General features: G+C 64.6%; 10 protein-coding genes. 2 read left to right on the forward strand and 8 right to left on the reverse strand.

Annotated elements, in window-relative coordinates; genetic code table 11:
- Nucleotides 1–112: 112 nt before the first annotated feature.
- Together hrpA and QD280_RS12395 are read right to left on the reverse strand one after the other, a co-directional pair.
- Complete coding sequence (hrpA, locus tag QD280_RS12390) at nt 113–4,279, reverse strand: ATP-dependent RNA helicase HrpA (RefSeq protein WP_279839452.1); 4,167 nt, start codon at nt 4,277–4,279, stop codon at nt 113–115.
- Between the two features lie 220 nt (nt 4,280–4,499).
- Nucleotides 4,500–6,260 (reverse strand): AMP-binding protein, encoded by a 1,761-nt coding sequence (locus QD280_RS12395; RefSeq protein WP_279839453.1) that lies wholly within the window; start codon nt 6,258–6,260, stop codon nt 4,500–4,502.
- 520 nt (nt 6,261–6,780) lie between these two features.
- Between QD280_RS12395 and cysK the strand changes: the two genes are divergently transcribed.
- A complete protein-coding gene (gene cysK, locus QD280_RS12400) occupies nt 6,781–7,746 on the forward strand; it encodes a cysteine synthase A (RefSeq protein ID WP_043333985.1) in 966 nt (321 codons plus the stop codon).
- A gap of 136 nt (nt 7,747–7,882) precedes the next feature.
- Here the strand turns inward: cysK and QD280_RS12405 are convergent, their stop codons facing one another.
- From QD280_RS12405 to QD280_RS12415, 3 genes are read right to left on the reverse strand one after another with little or no spacing between them, the layout of a single operon-like run.
- Nucleotides 7,883–8,776, reverse strand: a complete 894-nt coding sequence (locus QD280_RS12405) for a class II glutamine amidotransferase (protein WP_192838544.1) — start codon at nt 8,774–8,776, stop codon at nt 7,883–7,885.
- Nucleotides 8,769–10,916, reverse strand: a complete 2,148-nt coding sequence (locus QD280_RS12410; protein WP_279839454.1) for a VWA domain-containing protein — start codon at nt 10,914–10,916, stop codon at nt 8,769–8,771. The genes QD280_RS12405 and QD280_RS12410 overlap by 8 nt, the downstream gene beginning before the upstream one ends.
- A 60-nt stretch (nt 10,917–10,976) precedes the next feature.
- The gene (locus QD280_RS12415; protein WP_279834515.1) at nt 10,977–11,501 is read right to left on the reverse strand and encodes a hypothetical protein; all 525 of its coding nucleotides are present in this window, start codon (nt 11,499–11,501) and stop codon (nt 10,977–10,979) included.
- A 267-nt stretch (nt 11,502–11,768) separates the two neighbouring features.
- Between QD280_RS12415 and QD280_RS12420 the strand changes: the two genes are divergently transcribed.
- Entirely contained in the window at nt 11,769–13,886 is a 2,118-nt protein-coding gene (locus QD280_RS12420; RefSeq protein ID WP_279839455.1) for a prolyl oligopeptidase family serine peptidase, read from the forward strand.
- A gap of 163 nt (nt 13,887–14,049) precedes the next feature.
- Here QD280_RS12420 and QD280_RS12425 read toward each other — a convergent pair whose 3' ends face one another.
- From QD280_RS12425 to QD280_RS12435, 3 genes are all read right to left on the reverse strand, one after another.
- On the reverse strand, nt 14,050–15,576 hold the full coding sequence (locus QD280_RS12425) for a catalase (protein ID WP_043333987.1): 1,527 nt from the start codon (nt 15,574–15,576) through the stop codon (nt 14,050–14,052).
- Nucleotides 15,577–16,026: 450 nt separating this feature from the next.
- The gene (gene katE / locus QD280_RS12430) at nt 16,027–18,273 is read right to left on the reverse strand and encodes a catalase HPII (RefSeq protein WP_131431298.1); all 2,247 of its coding nucleotides are present in this window, start codon (nt 18,271–18,273) and stop codon (nt 16,027–16,029) included.
- Between the two features lie 366 nt (nt 18,274–18,639).
- Complete coding sequence (locus QD280_RS12435) at nt 18,640–18,885, reverse strand: GlsB/YeaQ/YmgE family stress response membrane protein (RefSeq protein WP_043333988.1); 246 nt, start codon at nt 18,883–18,885, stop codon at nt 18,640–18,642.
- Nucleotides 18,886–18,918 lie beyond the last annotated feature (33 nt).

The raw sequence follows: 18,918 nt of genomic DNA on the forward strand, positions 1-18,918 counted from the left end.
CTCCACGTACCGGTCACGCAAGCCCCTGATGCCACGCGCAGCGCCCTGGAATGGCCCCCGACAAGGCAGAGCTTCAGCCCAGGCAGAGATTCAAGAGCTCAGCCTCAGGACATCAGCGGCGCGCCATCAGCTCCTGCCAGCGTTTCTCGAGGCGCTTGGCGGAGACGGTCTCCAGGGTGCCGAGCTGCTGGGCAAACAGCGAGACGCGCAGTTCCTGCAGCCACCAGCCGAACTCTTCCAGCTCCGCATCCGGCAGCCCCTGCTCGCGCGCCTTGCTCAGGCGGGCATCAAGGCGGGATTCGAAGCCCTTGACCTCCTCCATGTCACGCTGGTCGCGCATGCGCTCACGCGGCGCCTTGTCGAGACGGATCAGCATCGCCTCCACATAGCGCGGCAGCTGATGCAGCCATTCACCGGAGGCCTGGATGAAGCCCGGCGTGATCAGGCGCGCCTGCTGGGCCTTGAGATCAGCCACCACCAGCGCCATCGAGAAGTCGATCTTGCCCTTGAGCCGCTTGGAAAGCTCCAGATGCTGCTTGAGCGCGGCCTCCAGCGGCTTGAGCAGCGCCTCGGCGTGCGGCACCAGCTCGGCCCGCTTGTCATCGAGACGCGCCTGCAGCTCGCTGCGCGAACGCGGCAGCGGCTCGACGGCCATCACCTGCTCGAAGACGCTGTAGATAAAGTCATCCGCCAGCTGGCGACGCGTGCCGACCTTGGCGAACAGCAGCGCACAGCGCTCCAGCGCCTTGAGGTCACGGTCCAGATAGCGCACCTGGTCCGGCAGGCGTGCCATCGCCAGGCGCGTGATGCCATCACGGTGCGCGGCGGCGGCCTTGGCCGGATGATCGAACAGCTCCACGCTAAGATTCTGCTCGACCTGAGCCGTCGCGCTGGCAGGCGTATGGCTGGACGGCGCGCTGTTCTTGCCGGTCTTGCGCGCCAGCTTGCGCTGCTTGGCACTCACGCCGTTGTCGGCAGGCGCCGCCGCCTTCACCACCAGCGCCGGGTAGGCCTCGACGCGAATGCCCGCCTGGGTGGTGCTGTGCGAGGTAGCGATCGGCGTCTCCGGCAGATCTTCCAGCACTTCGCTATCGGTTTCACGACTGCGGTTGGCCATCGCCCGCGCGGCGGCCGCGGCCGAGTCCTTGAAGCGCGTTTCCAGCGCCTCGAGGTCCCGCCCTTCGCCCAGCACCTTGCCGTCCTGATCGACGATACGCAGGTTCATCTTCAGGTGCGGTTCCAGCGTTTCGGGCGCCCAGGCATCCTGCGGCAGACGCAGGCCAGTCTTGACGCGCATGAACTCGGCCAGCGCATCGGTCAGCGGCACGTCGTCCGGGGTCAGCGCCTCAAGTGCGGCATCGACCCAGTTGGGAATCGGCACCACCTGCTTGCGGTACTGCTTGGGCAGCGACTTCATCAGCGCGATGGCCTTGTCACGCAACAGCCCCGGCACCAGCCATTCGATGCGATAGCGCGGCAGCTGCGAGAGCATCGCCGCCGGTACGATCATCGTCACGCCGTCATCCACCGCACCGGGCGCGAAGTGATAGCTCAGCGGGTAGGCGACGCTGTTGTGATGCAGCTGTTCGGGGTAGCGCGCGACGGTGACTTCCTCGGCGTCGCGCGCCATCAGGTCGTCGAGATTCAGATGCAGGACATCGGGGTTGTCGCGCTCGGCCTCCTTGCGCCACTTGTCGAAGCTGCGCCCGTTGTAGATGCCTTCCGGAATCCGCTCGGCATAGAAGGCGAACAGCGTCTCTTCGTCGACGAGGATGTCCCGCTTGCGCGCGCGGTCCTCAAGCTCACCGACCTCATCCATCAGGCCGCGATTGTGGGCGAAGAACGGCGCACGGGTCTGGAATTCGCCCTCGACCAGCGCACGGCGAATGAACAGCTCGCGGGATTCTTCCGGCGCCAGCGGGCCGTAATGCACCTTGCGCGCGGTGACGATGGGCAGCCCGAACAGGGTCACCTGCTCACTGGCGACCACCTGGGCACGCTTCATCTCCCAGTGCGGTTCGCTGTAGCTGCGCTTGACCAGATGCTCGGCCAGCGGCTCGACCCACTCGGGCTTGATCGCCGCGACCTGACGCGCGTAGAGCTTGGTGGTCTCGACCATCTCGGCCGCCATCACCCACTTGGGCGACTTCTTGGCCACACCGGAGCCCGGGTGGACGAAGAAGCGTCGGTTGCGCGCGCCGAGATACTCGCGGTTTTCCTGCTTGAGGCCAAGATTGGAGAGCAGCCCGGTCAACAGCGCGCGATGCAGTGATTCGTGATCGATGGCCACCGACGGGCGGCGGCCCTGTCCCGGTGAGGCCAGTACCCGCGCGGTGACCTCGGCCTGCGCCTCGGCGTCGCGCTCGTGCTGGGCGCTGGTCATCTCCAGCCCCAGGTCGCGCGTCAGCTGCTTGAGCTGACGGAAGGTGTCATGCCACTCGCGCAGGCGCAGATAGTTGAGGAAACGCGCCTTGCACCAGCGGCGCAGCGGGTTGGCACCCAGCGCATCCCGCGCCAGTTCAAAGCCTTCCCACAGATTCAGCCAGCTGACGAAGTCGGAGTTGTCATCATCCCACTCGTGGTGGATCTGATCAGCCTGCTGACGCTTGTCGGCAGGACGCTCGCGCGGGTCCTGGATCGACAGCGCGCTGACGATGATCAGCACTTCACGCAGGCAGCCGCGCGAGGCGCCCTCAAGCACCATGCGCGCCAGACGCGGGTCGATGGGCAGACGCGCCAGGGTGCGGCCATCACGGCTCAGGCGGTTGTGTTCATCCACCGCGCCCAGTTCGCGCAGCAGGCGGAAGCCATCGGTGACGAAGCGCGAATCCGGCGCATCGACGAAGGGAAACTTCTCGATGTCGCCCAGCTTGAGCGACAGCATCGACAGGATCACCGAGGCCAGGTTGGTGCGCTGGATTTCCGGCTCGGTGTATTCCGGGCGCGCGAGGAAGTCCTCCTCGCTGTAGAGGCGGATGCACAGGCCTTCGGCGATACGCCCGCAGCGGCCCTTGCGCTGGTTGGCACTGGCCTGGCTGATCGGCTCCACCGGCAGACGCTGGATCTTGGAGCGATAGCTGTAGCGGCTGATGCGCACCAGGCCCGGGTCGATCACGTAGCGGATGCCCGGCACGGTCAGCGAGGTCTCGGCGACATTGGTGGCCAGCACGATGCGGCGACCACGATGCGGCTGGAAGACGCGGTTCTGCTCTTCGTTGGAGAGGCGCGCGTACAGCGGCAGCACCTCGGTATCACGCAGCTGGGCGCGACGCAGGGTGTCCGCGGTGGCGCGGATCTCGCGCTCGCCGGGCAGGAAGATCAGCACGTCACGCGGGCCCCGCAACCAGCCCTTCTCGCGCTCGATCACCGACAGCTCTTCCACCGCGCGCAGGATGCCTTCCTGCAGGCTGAGGTCTTCCTCATCCTCGGCATCGCGCACCAGCGGCAGGTACTGGGTCTCGACCGGGAAGTTGCGCCCGCTGACCGAGACGATGGGCGCCGGCGTGCCATCCTGGGCCGCGAAGTGCTGACTGAAGCGCTCCACGTCGATGGTCGCCGAGGTGATGATGATCTTGAGGTCCGGGCGGCGCGCGGTGAGACGCTTGAGATAACCCAGCAGGAAGTCGATGTTCAGACTGCGCTCGTGGGCCTCATCGATGATGATCGCCTCGTAGCGGCTCAGGTCCGGATCATGCTGGGTTTCCGCCAGGAGGATACCGTCGGTCATCAGCTTGATCAGCGTCGACGGGCCGGTGGTGTCGTTGAAGCGCACCTGATACCCGACCGTCTCGCCGAGTGTCGTCTCGAGCTCCTCGGCCAGACGCGCCGCCACCGAGCGCGCCGCCAGACGGCGTGGCTGGGTGTGGCCGATCAGGCCATTGCGCCCCAGCCCCATCTCCAGGCACAGCTTGGGCAGCTGGGTGGTCTTGCCCGAGCCGGTCTCGCCGGCGACCACCACGATCTGATGCTCGGCAAGCGCGGCGAGGATGTCTTCGCGACGCTCCACCACCGGCAGTTCCGGCGGATAGTTGAGCGCGGCGGGTGTCTGCCAGCGTGCCAGTGCCGTCTCGCGCGCATCGCGCTGGGCGATGCTCGCCTCCAGGCGGCTCTCGATGTCGTTGATGGCACGATCGACCGGCTTGCCTTCCTTGAGACGCCGCCGCAGGCCAGCCAGGCGCTTGCCCAGCTCGCGCTGATCACGGCTCAGGGCGCGTTCAAGGCGAGCCGCGAGGGCTTCAAGACGCGCATGTTCGGACGGTGCGGTAGCGGTGTCGCTCAAGGACTGCCTCTTCTCAACCAGCGACCACACGCCACGCGCGCAGCCGGAAACTCTCGGGAATTCAGCCTCACGCTCGCCTGCACGGGGCAGCAAGCCATGACACCTGAATGACAAAACGGCCCGTCAACATGTGACGGGCCGTCCATTGTAGCCCTGCGCGTAGCCGCGCCCAACCTTGGCTGCGCTTGTCCCCTGCCACGCCGCCGGCTCAGCGCTGCCCTCAGTGCTCGCGTAGCGGCGTATTGCCACCGCTCTCTTCGCTGTCGCGCAGCTCACGACGCAGCACCTTGCCGACGTTGGTCTTGGGCAGTTCATCGCGGAATTCGACGAAGCGCGGCACCTTGTAGCCGGTCAGCTGCTCCTTGCACCAGCTGCGCAGGCTGTCGCGATCCAGATCCGGGTTGCTTGAGACCACGAACAGCTTGATCGCCTCGCCGCTCTGCTCGTCCGGCACGCCCACTGCCGCCGCCTCGACGATATCCGGATGGCCGCTGACCACGTCCTCGATCTCGTTGGGGAACACATTGAAGCCGGAGACGATGATCATGTCCTTCTTGCGATCGACGATGCGCACGAAGTCATCTTGCTGGATGACCGCGATATCGCCGGTGCGGATGAAGCCCTCGTCATCCATCGCCTCACGCGTGGCGTCGTCACGCTGCCAGTAGCCCTTCATCACCTGGGGGCCGCGCACGCACAGCTCGCCCGGCGCATCTCGCCCCAGCGTCACGCCATCGGCGTCCACCACCTTGAGCTCGGTGCCCGGCACCGGCTTGCCGATGGTGCCCAGCTGCAGCTCGCGCGGCGGATTGAAGCTGACGATGGGCGAGGTCTCGGTCATGCCGTAGCCCTCGGCGATCGGGCAGCCGGTGACGGTTTCCCAGCGCTCGGCCGCGCTGCGCGTCAGCGCCATGCCGCCAGAGATGGTCAGTTTGAGACTCGAGAAGTCCAGCGCCTTGAAGTCATCACGCTGACATAGCGCCGAGAACAGCGTGTTGAGGCCGACGAAGGCGGTGAACGGTGTCCTGGCCAGCGTCTTGATGAAGCCATCGATATCGCGCGGATTGGTGATCAGCACGCTGTGGTTGCCGCTCTCCATGCTGTAGAGGCAATTCACCGTGAAGGTATAGATGTGATAGACCGGCAGCGGCGCGATCAGCACCTCCTGACCTTCATTGAGCACATCACTGATCACGCCGCGCGCCTGCAGCATGTTGGCGACCAGATTGCGGTGGGTCAGCATGGTGCCCTTGGCGACCCCGGTGGTGCCGCCGGTGTACTGCAGCGCGGCGATGTCCTCGGGCTGGCGCGTAACACGCGTGTGTGAGAGCCCCGCCCCGCGCTTGAGCACGTCACGCAGGCCGTGAGCCTCGGGCAGGTGGTACTTCGGCACCATCTTCTTGACGTAGCGCACCGCCAGATTGATCAGTGGACGCTTGGGGAAGTCATGCAGGTCACCGATCTCGGTGATGATGACCTCCTCGATGTCGGTGCGCTTGAGCACCTTCTCGAGCTTGTCCGCCATGTTGGCCAGAATCACGATGGCGCGGGCGCCGGAGTCATGGAACTGGTGCTGCATCTCGCGCTCGGTGTAGAGCGGGTTGGTGTTGACCACCACCAGACCGGCGCGCAGCGCGCCGAATACCGCCACCGGGAACTGCAGCAGATTCGGCAGCTGGATGGCGATGCGGTCACCGGGTTCAAGGCCGGTCTCGTGTTCCAGCCAGGCGGCGAAATTGCGCGACAGGCGGTCCACATCGGCGTAGCTGAGCGTCTTGTCCATGCAGCTGAAGGCCGGACGCTCGGCATAGTTGGCGCAGCTGGCCTCGAAGACCTCGAGAATCGAGGGGTAATCCTCGAGACCGGACAACGGCTCACCGCTGACGATCAGGTTGGCGTCCCCGGTCACGGGGCCAGCGTGATCAGACGCCTTGTCGGCTTCCGGGTCTGCCGAGGCGTTGGCAGGATTGGCATCATGCATGGCTTGGGCTCCATGACTGCATTCGTCTGCTGGATCGTGGCCGGGCGCGGAGTCTTTCACTGGCAGCCACAGGCGAGAATTCAGCACTTGTTGTTATCAGGGCGTCACGCCCACATGTGAACAATGACATGAATGACGGCGTGATGGGGAAAAGGACGGCGCGACAACGCGCGCGCAGGTGCCGGCAATACACCGGCGACAGCCCGGCAAGAACCTCCAGGGCCGCCGCGCTTCACCTTAACCAGTCACGCCAATGATGTAAAACGACCGATTGAAACCATCGTTCACATCCGAAAAAGTCTCGTTAAATCAGACCACTACTCTTGTACGACCTTGGTCAGAGACTAGCCGCGACTGCCAACCTTGCCATGTCGTTATGCGCTTCAGGCCTTTGAGTCGCGCTCGGCTAGCCCTTAACCTTATGCTCATACAGTCGCGACAGCCGCTGCTGAGCGTCATCACTTCACTCAAGCAGCGGGCATGCTCGCTGTCTAGCCGCCAGATACCCAGAGGACCTCGCATGGCCAAGATCTATCAGGACAACTCACAAGCCATCGGCAATACGCCGCTGGTCAAGATCAACCGCCTCAGCAGCCATCCACGCCTGTACGCCAAGGTGGAAGCCCGCAACCCGGCGTTCTCGGTCAAGTGCCGTATCGGTGCCAGCATGGTGTGGGACGCCGAGGAACGCGGCGTGCTCAAGCCGGGCATGGAAATCATCGAGCCGACCTCCGGCAATACCGGTATCGCGCTGGCCTTCGTCGGCGCGGCGCGTGGCTACCCCGTCACCCTGACCATGCCCTCCTCCATGAGCATGGAGCGCCGCAAGGTGCTGAAATCCCTCGGCGCCAACCTGGTGCTGACCGACCCGGCCAAGGGCATGCAGGGCGCCATCGACAAGGCCTGCGAGCTGCAGAAGGCCGAGCCGGAACGCTACTTCCTGCCGCAGCAGTTCTCCAACCCGGCCAACCCGCGCATCCACGAAGAGACCACCGGTCCGGAGCTGTGGGACGCGCTGGATGGCGAGATGGACGTGCTGGTGGCGGGCGTCGGTACCGGCGGCACCATCAGCGGCATCGCCCGCTACTTCAAGACGGTGCGCGGCCAGTCACTCGAAGCCGTGGCGGTGGAGCCGGCGGAATCCGCCATCATCACCCAGCGCATGCAGGGCGAGTCGATCACGCCGGCCCCGCACAAGATCCAGGGCATCGGTGCCAACTTCATTCCCGACAACCTGGACCTGGCGCTGATCGACCGCGTCGAGCCCGTCGCTAGTGAAGACGCCATGGCCATGGCGCGTCGCATCATGCAGGAAGAAGGCATCATGTGCGGCATCTCCTGCGGTGCGGCGATGACCGCGGCGCTGCGTCTGGCGGAAGACCCCGCCTACGCCGACAAGTCCATCGTCGTCATCCTGCCGGACAGCGGCGAGCGCTACCTGTCCTCGCCGATGTTCGCCGGCATGTTCGACGACGTCGAAGGCTGAGCCTCATGCGTTGACCAGGCAAAAGCCGCAAACACGAAGGGCCGCAATCGCGGCCCTTCGTGTATCTGGCATTCAAGCTCTTTCTGCGTCGCTCAGCGTCAGCGACTCAGCCAAACGTCAGCGACTCAGCCAAACGTCAGCAGCTCAAGTCAGAAGCCAGCCAATCCGGCTTGCGGCGCGCGGTGGCGGTACGATCGACCGCCCCGTTCTCGGCCTGCTCCTGCTCTGACTCTTCCTGGCTCAGCGGCAGCTCACCGCCAAGACTGGCGACCAGCTCGCCTTCGCGGAACACCACCAGCTGACCCGGCAGCAGGCGCTGCCATTGCTCGTTGTCAGTGAGCGGATCGGTGGCGATCACCGAGACCACATCGGCATCGGTGGTGTGCTGCTGGAAGTCGACGCTCATCTCGAAGTCGGTGAGGCTCGCCTGCCCGAAGGGCGCACGGCGCGTGATGTGCGCCAGCTTGGTGGAGCAGTAGGCGTAGAGATGCACGCCGTCGGAGAGCAGCAGATTGAAGACGCCAAGCCCGCGCAGACGCTCGCACTGGGCGTGCAGATGCCGCCACAGGTCTTCGCACCGCGCCGGCGGATTCGGGAAGGCGCGCCGGATCTCGCCGAGCAGGAAGCAGGCGGCGTGCTCGCTGTCCGTACTGCCCACCGGGCGATAGTACGGCAGGGGCAGTGCCTGCCAGTCCGCCAGCTGACCATTGTGGGCATAGCACCACTGCCGGCCCCACAGCTCGCGCGTGAACGGGTGGGTATTGGCCAGCGTCACCTGGCCGACATTGGCCTGACGGATATGGCTGATGACCATCTGCGACTTGATCGGATAGTCGAGAATCATGCGCGCGATGGGTGAATCCACCGACGGATGCGGGTCACGGAATTCGCGATAACCGCCCTCTTCGTAGAAGGCGATTCCCCAACCATCGCGGTGCGGACCAGTACCCCCGCCTCGCTGCAGAAAACCGGCGAAGCTGAAGCAGATATCGGTCGGCACATTGGCACTCATGCCGAGCAGTTCACACATGGGGTTCCTCCCGCTGAGTCGGCTTGCGCGTCATGCGACGCACCAACATGATCACTACCAGCAGGCCGATCACACCGGCCACGGCGTAAGCGATCATGCGGCTTTGCGGTGATTCTGCCTCACGCTGGGCAAAGTCCGAAGCTCCTTCGAACCACTGACTGATCAACGCAGGCACCTTGTCGATGGGCAGGCGGCCCTTCATCAGCAGATCATTGAGGTCTTCCTTCTCCTCTACCGCCTGATCCAGGCCCTGAATCTCACCGAAGGACTCGCCCTCGATGGGCGAGCGGTCCAGATTGGCGGCACGCCGCGCCGCATTCTCGTTGAGGGTATAGGGCGCGAGATCGATCACCCGTGAGCTCCCGCCCAGTGCAATGCGCGCACTGATCTGCACATCGGCACTGACATCACGCTCCAGCAGCGGCAGTTCGATACGCCAGCGACTCTCGCCCGCCTCCGTCACGCTCAACGGCTCGCCCTGCAGCGTCGCGTCCAGCTGGGTGTTGGCGGTGTTGAGCAGCGGATGGCGCGCGCTGACCTCCAGCGCGCTCGGCGGCGTCGCATTCTGCGCATTGCCACCGATCGGCTCGACCAGCAGCGGGTCGACCACGCTGGTGCGCTGGCTCAACTGACGTGCAAAGGGCGCGCCATCGCGCTGGCCCTCGATGGTCAGCGTCAGGCGAGCGCCACCCGGTTGCTGCGGCGGCGGCATGTTGACGCTGAACTGCGCGCCGTCACGCTCGAGGCCGCGCTGCTGGGCGCTGGTCACGGCTGCCGTTTCAGCTGACATGCCACCCTCCTCTTCCGGCACCAGACGCGCATTGCCGTCCAGCGTCGCCAGGAAATCCTGCTCAGCGACATCACGTGCGCCGTCGACCAGCGAGGCCGCGAGGGAATAGCCAAAGCCGCGATACAGCGTGGCCGGTAGCGGGCGCGACACCAGCGCCAGGTCTGACACCACGGTGATGCGGCTGTCGACGCCCACCTGCCCTTCGATACGCCACTGTCCGGCCTCGGGGTCGGTCACGGTGATCAGGTCATAGCGCGGCTGATGTTCCCAGCGCACGCCCTCGGGCAACGACGCCTTGTCGGCCAGCGAGTAGCGCTGACCATCCGGCGCAATCAATACCGGCGCGCTGTCATCGGGACCATGGAAGACCAGCGCCGTGAATTCCTCGACGCTGCCATCGATGGTGAAGTGCTTGTCCTCGAGCGGCACCAGCTCGCCGGGCACGATACGGTCGAGCGCCCCGAGGAAGGCACGCAGCAGGTCTTCCGGGGTCTCGGCGACCGTCGCCAGCCCGCCGGTGCCATCGGCAACCTGCTGCAGCAGGTCGATATCGGCATTGCGCGACAGCGCGACGGTATGCACCGTGATGTTGTGCGCCGCCAGCTGTGGCGTCAGCTCATCGGTGATGCGCTGACGCGAGGCGCTGTCCGAGGCGGCCTTCTCGCTGCTCGGCTCGCGCAGGTCGACCATGCCATCGGAGAGCAGAATGACCTGACGCGGCCCCTGGCCATCGATGCTCGCATCGGCGCCTTCGGCGGCGGCACGCAGGCCCGCCTCGAGGTCGGTGTACTGCTCGTAATCGTCCAGCCGCCCTTCCAGCCCGCGGGCCGCCTGTTTCCAGCCCGCATCGACCGCGCCCAGTGCCAGCAAGGGCTGGACCTGCTCACCGAAGCCCCACAGCCCCGCACGCGAGCGCTCCGGCAGCAAGGTGACCAACAGGTCCAGCGCACTGGCGCGCAGATTGGTCGGGTCGTTGTGCTTCATGCTGCCGGAGACATCGATCGCCATGCGCAGGTCAGGCGCAATGTCGCGTGCCGAGCCACTGCTTGCATTCACGTCACTCGCGACATCCCGGGCCACGAACGGCATCTGCTCAGCCTGTTCGCTTGACGACTCATCTACCGGCTCACTCACCGACTCACTCATCGGCTCACTTGCCGAAGCGTTGTCCGCTGACGATGCCTGCTCGGCGAAGGCCGAGGGCGACGCGAGGCTGATGCCCGCCAGCATCAGGGCAGCCAGCCAGCGCGCCCCTGCACCCTTCGCTAGAGGGCCGGATGAAGAGCCGGACGCAAGCCCTGGTGAACGGACTGGCTGAAGAGACGAAGTGACAGCTACATCACGGGGCATGACAGATCCTTAGTCCACGCTCGGACAATGCTCGGCTGGCGCTGATCGAACGACGCTCGATCAGAGCGACGGTTCCTGACGGTCACGGCCTGCGCGGGTACGCGCCGACGCACGAGCCGGGGTGCCACGTTTCTCGCTACGCAAGCTGGCGCCAGCGGCGTGGCCCTCGCGCACTTCCTCATCTTCCTGCTCGTGGGCATGAGGCTCGCGGCGCTGCTGGGCGGCGCGACGACGCTGTTCACGCCCGCGACCCAGCCACCAGATCAACAGGCCCAGCACCACGCCGGCCCCGATGCCCAGTACCAGCATGCCGAAGGCCGAGGCCATGCCACCACCATCCTTCTGCACCACGCTGACGGCAAAGGCCACGATGGCCGGTGCAAGGCCGGTGTAGGCATCTTCCGCGACGCTGGCCGTGACGTGAAAACTGGTCGGCACGGCGATCATGCCGGCGATACCGCCGACCAGGATCCAGCGCAGAAAACGCGGCAGTATTCGCACCGCCATATAGCCGGTAAACAGCACTACCGCTGCCAGGCCAAAATAGATCAGCCACATCTGCGGCAGCGAATCGGAAATCATCATGCCCTTCACTCCTGTCATAACATCCTGTCGAGACTGACATTCTGAGAGGCGCCTCTCCTGTGCAGAAGCAGCCAGCCCCTCAGTTCAGCCATCGAGTCATCCCATCATCGGGGCCACACGTTGCGTGGCACCAGAGGCTGCGCATTCATCTCTCACGGCGGCGATGCCTCCCATGAGGCAAGGGCTTGCGCACGCTGTGGGACAGGCTCAATGTTACACTCCATGCCCGCCCGACACACTCGAGCACCCCACTTTCAAGAGGTAGCCATGCCCGATAGCCCCGTCCAGCGCCATTATCGTGCCGATGACCCCGAATGGCACTGGCTTGAAGAACGCGACACGCCAGAGGTCACCACCTTTCTCACGGCGGCCAACGCCGAGAGTGATCGCTGGTTCGCCCCGCTCGCGCCGCTGAGCGACGCCCTCTATCACGGCCATCTTGCGCGCCGCGAACTGGCCGTCTCAAGCCTGGCCGAGGCACTGGATCACTACGTCTATTGGAGCGAGACCGCCGCTGATGCCGACTATCCGGTCTGGTGGCGCCATGCGATCAGCGCCGACCCCGCCGATACCCGCCAGCACGAATGCCTGCTGGACCTGCAGAGCCTGTCGCGCCATCACGATTTCGTCGAGCTGGGCGATATGGCCATCTCCCCGGATGAACAGCAACTGGCATGGACTCTGGACACCAGCGGCGACGAGGTGTTCAGCCTGCGTCTTGCAACACTGAACGCGACGAATGGCGACTCACGCAACGCCGGCCACGATGACGAGTGTCTGCTGGAGGATATCGGGCCGGATCTGGTGTGGGCCGAGGACGGCCAGCACCTGCTGTTCACGCGCTATGACAGCACCCAGCGCCCCTTCGAGATCTGGTGTCTGAATGTGGCGAGCCGCGCCGAGACGCTGCTCTATCGCGAGGAAGACAGCGAATTCTGGGTCGGCATGGGCAAGACCCGCTCACGCGCCTGGCTGATTCTGGAAACCGCCTCCAAGGACACCAGCGAGACCTGGTTGCTCAAGGCCGACACCCCGCTGGGTGAGATGCGCCTGGTGCGCGCCCGCGAGACCGGGGTCGAGTACGGCGTCGATCACCGCCCCGGCCACTTCTATGTGCTGCACAACAGGCAAGCGCCGCACTTCCAGCTCGATATCGCCTCCGAGCATGCGCCCGGTGACTGGCAGCCGCTGATCGCCACCCGCGATGAGGTGACGCTGGAAGGCGTCGAGGCCTTCAGCTGGGGGCTGATGGTCGATGAACGCGATCACCGTCAGGCCCAGGCCTGGCTGCGCGTGATCGAATTCGAGGGCACGGCACCGACACAATCGATCTGCCGCGACGAGCGCCTGGCGATGCCGGAGCAACCGCTGAGCCAGGGGCTAGGCGACTGTCCGCATTTCGACGCTCGCCGCCTGCGCATCCGCGAGGAAAGCTTCACCACGCCGCCGAGCTGGATCGAGCTGGACCTCGACACGGGGGAGCGCCGCCTGCTCAAGCGTCAGACCGTGCATGGCGATCTCGCGCCCGAGCAGCTGATCAGCCGCCGCCTGTGGGCAACCTCCGACGATGGTGAGCAGGTACCGGTCTCGGTGGTCATGCGGCGCGATCTGTGTGATGACGCAGGCCATCCCCACGCCCAGCTGCCGGTATTGCTCTACGGCTATGGCGCCTACGGCGAGACGCTGGACCCCTGGTTCTCGATCGCCCGTCTGGAACTGCTTACGCGCGGCGTCGCCTTCGCGGTCGCCCACGTGCGTGGCGGCGGAGACCGTGGCGAGCCCTGGTATCTGGCCGGCAAGCTGGAGCACAAGGAAAACAGCTTCAACGACTTCCTCGCCGCGCGGGATGCGTTGGTCGAGCAAGGCGTCGGGGCCGCGGATCGCATTGCCGCCTACGGTGCCAGCGCCGGTGGTCTGCTGGTCGGCGCCAGCCTCAACAAGCGTCCCGAGGCCTTCTGCGCCGCGGTGCTCGATGTGCCCTTCGTCGATGTGCTGCGCACCATGGAAAATCCGGAGCTGCCGCTGACCACGGCGGAATACACCGAGTGGGGCAACCCGCACGAGAACGAGGCTCGACGTCGCATCCGCGCCTATTCGCCGCTGGACAACCTGAGTGCCGCGCCCTATCCGCCGCTGTTCCTGCAGGGCAGCTGGCATGACACCCGCGTGCCCTACTGGGAGCCGGCCAAGCTGTATGCGCGTCTGCGCCAGATGGACTGCACGCCGCATCCTGTCCTGCTGCGCACCGACATGAGCTCCGGCCACGGCGGTGCCTCGGGTCGCTTCAAGGCGTGGCGGGACAATGCGCGTCAGGACGCCTTCCTGCTGTGGGCGCTGGGCGTGTGCGAGAAAGCCGACGGCAATGAGGCCACGCGCGACGACTGAGGTGCCTGTGCTTGCGTGTCTTTCGCACAGCGCTGTGACTGTCGGATAGCACCCTGACAGCCGCATACGACAAGGCCCCCGCCGGTTACCCGGCGGGGGCCTTGATGTTTTCGTCAGTTCAAGGGAGCACTACTGACCTGACGAAGGGTGCAGCATGACTGACTCAGCGCGGATCGAGCTTGGCCAGCTTGGTGGCGATACGATCACCATAATCGGCATCCGCCTGACGGAAGTGCGCGATCATCTTGTCCTGGACCACGTGGCTGACGCCTACCATGGTGCCGGCGATGACGTCGGTGATGCGCGTCTTCTGGCCTTCATCGAACAGACGGTAGAGGTTGCCGGCCTGGCTGTAGTTATCCTCATCGCTGTTGTCGTGATAGCCCATCCAGGCGTTCTGCTCCAGCGGCATCGCCGGCTCGGCGACGGTGGCGTCCGGCACCGGGGCGCCCTGCTCGGCACGCTCGTTGGGGTAGAAGTTGGTGCGTGAGTACTGGCCACCTTCCTTCGTTTCTCCCGGTACGCCCTGACCGACCTGGCCGCCCAGCGGGCCGCCACCGTGACCGGTGACCGGGCACATGCCCGCCATCACGCCATCACGCTGGTAGTGGTTGACCGGGCAGACCGGACGGTTGACCGGCAGCTGCTCGGCGTTGGCACCGACACGGTAGCGGTGTGCATCGGCGTAGGCCCACAGACGAGCCTGCAGCACGCGGTCCGGCGAGGCGCCGATACCCGGCACGAAGTTGGACGGCGAGAAGACGGACTGCTCGACTTCCGCGAAGTAGTTCTCCGGGTTGCGGTTGAGCTCCATCTTGCCGACTTCCATCAGCGGGAAGTCACCGTGCGGCCATACCTTGGTCAGATCGAACGGGTTGATGTGGTAGTCACGTGCCTGGGCTTCGGTCATCACCTGCAGGTTGACGGTCCAGCTCGGACGCTCGCCACGCTCGAGGCGGGTGAACATGTCGTGCTGGTGGAAGTCCGGAGCGACTTGCGCCGCTTGATCGTCGGTCAGCGTCTCGTGGCCCTGGTCGGTCTTGAAGTGCCACTTGACCCAGACGCGCTCACCCTTGTCGTTCCACAGGCTCAGCGTGTGCGAGCTGTAGCCGTTCATGGTGGTCAGCGACTTCGGGATACCGCGGTCGGACATCAGGATGGTGACCTGATGCAGCGCCTGCGGATGGTTGGCCCAGAATTCCCAACGATTCTGCCAGTCGACCATGTTGGTGCGCGGGTCTTTCTTCTGGGTGTGGATGAAGTCAGGGAACTTGGACGGCTCGCGGATGAAGAACACCGGCGTGTTGTTGCCGACCATGTCCCAGTTGCCATCCTCGGTGTAGAACTTCAAGGAGAAGCCGCGCACGTCGCGAGTGTTGTCGCCGCTGTCCTGGCCACCGGCCACGGTGGAGAAACGCGCCAGCAACGGGGTCTGCTTGCCGACACCCTGCAGGAAGCGGGCGATGGTCAGGTCAGACAGGTCACGGGTCAGGGTGAAGGTGCCGTAGGCGGCGACGCCACGGGCGTGGACGACACGCTCCGGAATGCGCTCACGGTTGAAGTGCGCCAGCTTCTCGAACAGACGCCAGTTGTCGAAGGTCAGTGAACCATTCGGGCCCGCTGTCTGGCTGATGTCATCGTGAGGCACCGGGGCGCCGTTACCTGTGGTATAGCGTGGAGTCTGGGACATGTAGACGTTCTCCTGTCAGGTAGAAAAAAGCGCTATCAAACTCGACTGGCAAGGCCAGATGTTGCTGATGTCACATTTTCATGCGCTGCTTGATGTGAAAGCCTGCAGCCCATTGTCGAATCGGGTCGGGGCCGATGCCTGCCCGGCATGTGCTGGCTTGTGGCCCCTTGATGCCTGCTTACCTTACGCACCTGGTGCTTCTAGCGATAATCAATTACCAGCATGCCTTCGATAATCAGCCCCTATCACTGAGCCTATCAGCCACCCTCAGCGGCGTGAACCGCAGGACGGCCCTCGACCCGGCGGCATCACCAACCCTGTTTTCACCTTTCTTCGCCACCCCATCTTCACGTCCGGAAATGACCGCATCATGACCATGAAAAAGCCCCCTGACCTTGGCAGGTCAGGGGGCTTGGTGAGTTACATCATACCTTGCGGGGCGTCAGCGCCTCATGCCGGCATCTGGTTGGCACGCGCATCACGCGACCATACTCGGTGAGCCATCAGGGCATCACGCAGCGGCAGGCTGGCGGCGAGCACATCATCCACCAGGATGACGCCCTCCTCGACCGGCACGCGGGCGGCGGCCAGCAGCTCCTTGCCTTCGCAGATCGCCACGATGGGCTTCAGGTGCTTGTAGGCTTCCTGGACATAATAGAGTCCCAGGCCCGAGCCGCTCAGCGCCTCGACGCTGCCCACGCCGCCAGCGACGACGACGGCATCCACCGTCACGGACGGCAAGCCATTGAGCATCGCATCCGGCGACAGCATGGTGCCGTCTCCGGCCTTGATCGGCGCCATGCTCGGGGCGATCAACAGCCCTTCGGCACCCTCGGCGGCCAGCTGCTCCTTGATCGAGCGAACATCTTCCATGGCGACGCCATCGGCAGCCAGGATCGCGACCTTGCGGGTGGCGATGGAGTCCGGCAGGCGCGCCATCAGGCTCAGCGCCGGGTCGCTGTCGACCTGGCTGGTGCCCAGTTCACCGTCCGGCGCGGGCTTGCTGGTCGGTGTCTCGATGCCGTGATTCTCACCGACGCGACGTGCCAGCTCCAGATCGATGTTGGGCAGGATCTCGGTGATCACCCGCTCACGGATCCACGGACGCTCGACCTTGGAAAGCTCGAAGGTGTAGGCCGCGATGATGTGCTCCTTCTCCACGTCAGTCTGGCTGTTCCAGAACAGGGTGGCCTGGGAATAGTGATCCCCGAAGGAGGCGCTGCGCGCACGTACCTTGTGCGCCTCGATGCGCTCATGATACGGCTCGAAACCGCCATGGGCGTCCTGGGACGGCGGTGTCTCGGCCGGCCAGCCACCATCGATGGAGTTCGGCTCGTAGGACGCCTGCCCCGTGTTGATGGTCTGACGATGCTGAGCATCGCGCTGGTTGTTGTGGAACGGGCACACCGGCTGGTTGATGGGAATCTCGTGGAAGTTCGGCCCACCAAGACGCAGCATCTGGGTATCCAGGTAGGAGAACAGACGCCCCTGCAGCAGCGGGTCATTGGAGAAGTCGATCCCCGGCACGATATTGGCCGGATTGAAGGCGACCTGCTCGGTCTCGGCGAAGTAGTTGTCCGGGTTACGGTCCAGCACCATCTTGCCGATCGGCACCACCGGTACCAGCGATTCCGGGATCAGCTTGGTCGGGTCGAGAATGTCGAAGTCGAAGCTGTGCTCGTCCTTCTCCTCGACCACCTGGATGCCCAGTTCCCACTCCAGCGGCGCGCCGCTCTTGATGTCATCCCACATCATGCGGCGGTTGAAGTCCGGGTCACGCCCCCACAGCTTCTGGGCTTCATCCCAGATCAGCGAGCAGGTACCGGCCACCGGCTTCCAGTGGAACTTGACGAAGCGCGACACGCCTTCACGGTCGATCAGACGGAAGGTATGCACACCGAAGCCTTCCATGTTGCGGTAATGGCGCGGGAAGGCGCGGTCCGACATGGTCCACAGCACGGTGTGAGTGGTTTCCGGCATCAGTGACACGAAGTCCCAGAAGGTATCGTGGGCTGACTGGCCCTGGGGGATCTCGTTGTGCGGCTCCGGCTTCACGGCGTGCACGAAGTCAGGAAACTTCATCGCGTCCTGGATGAAGAACACCGGGATGTCATTGCCGACCAGGTCCCAGTTGCCGTCATCGGTGTAGAACTTGGTCGCGAAGCCACGCACGTCACGTACCGTGTCGTTGGAGCCACGCGAGCCCTGCACGGTCGAGAAGCGCACGAACACCGGCGTCTTCTTGGACGGGTCGCTGAACACGCCGGCCTTGGAATACCTGGCGGCATTGTCGTAGGCCTGAAAATACCCGTGCGCGGCCGCGCCACGCGCGTGAACGATACGCTCAGGGATACGTTCATTGTCGAAGTGGTTCATCTTCTCGCGGAAGATGAAGTCTTCCATCAGGGTCGGACCGCGTTCCCCCGCCTTCAGCGAGTTGTGGTTGTCCGCGATGCGCAGCCCCTGATTGGTGCGCAGGTCATGCCCTTCGGCGTCGGCGCGATAGGTCTCCAGCGCCTCGTCCTTGGCATGGCCGTCACCGGCATTGGGCTTGGTGTCATGCGGCCCATTGCGGTTGGGATGGGTATAGGGGTTCTCTCCCTCTGCCGAGCGATTCTGGCCCTCGTGATAGGGGCACTTCGCGCTGTCGGCATTCGACTGGGAAGAAGGTGCTGAATCGTGCTCATTGCTCGCCATGCTCAAACGCTCCTGTTTTCGCTAGATCCGCAACGCGCCACTAGTGTGGCGCTGAAGGATGATTCGGCCTTGCCGCCTCTTGCCGGCGTACTACTTTTCCAGGTACTGCTTGTCAAAGCACTTGTGATCAAAGCACTTCTCGAACAAGGCACCTCTCGGCGCCGTGACAGTTCACCGGGCAGTCAGGTGCCCCGGGTGACAAGAGGCGTTGCTGCGGCGGGTGTCTCCATCGAATCCATCCAGACACCCGCAAGGGACTTCACTTGCTGTTGACGACTGCACTTGCTGCTTGCTACTTGCGCTTGCTGCTTACACTTGCTGCTTGCGCTTGCTGACAACCGCCTGACGGGGCTCGACACCGCGCCGTCAGGCCTTGGACTTGACCTTCGAGACGATCCACAGCAACACCACCGCCCCCACGACCGAGACGACCAGCGAGCCGATGATGCCGGTGGAGGCCAGCCCCAGCAGCTTGAAGATGACGCTGCCCAGCAAGCCGCCGACGACACCGACGACGATGTTGCCAAGAATGCCGAAGCTGCCGCCGCGCATGATGTTGCCTGCGATCCAGCCGGCCAGACCACCGATGATCAACCCAAGAATGATACCCATCTGCTGTCTCCTTCCTTGCTGATGTACAGGCGC

The sequence above is a fragment of the Cobetia sp. 1AS1 genome (assembly GCF_029846435.1).
Lineage (GTDB): Bacteria > Pseudomonadota > Gammaproteobacteria > Pseudomonadales > Halomonadaceae > Cobetia > Cobetia amphilecti.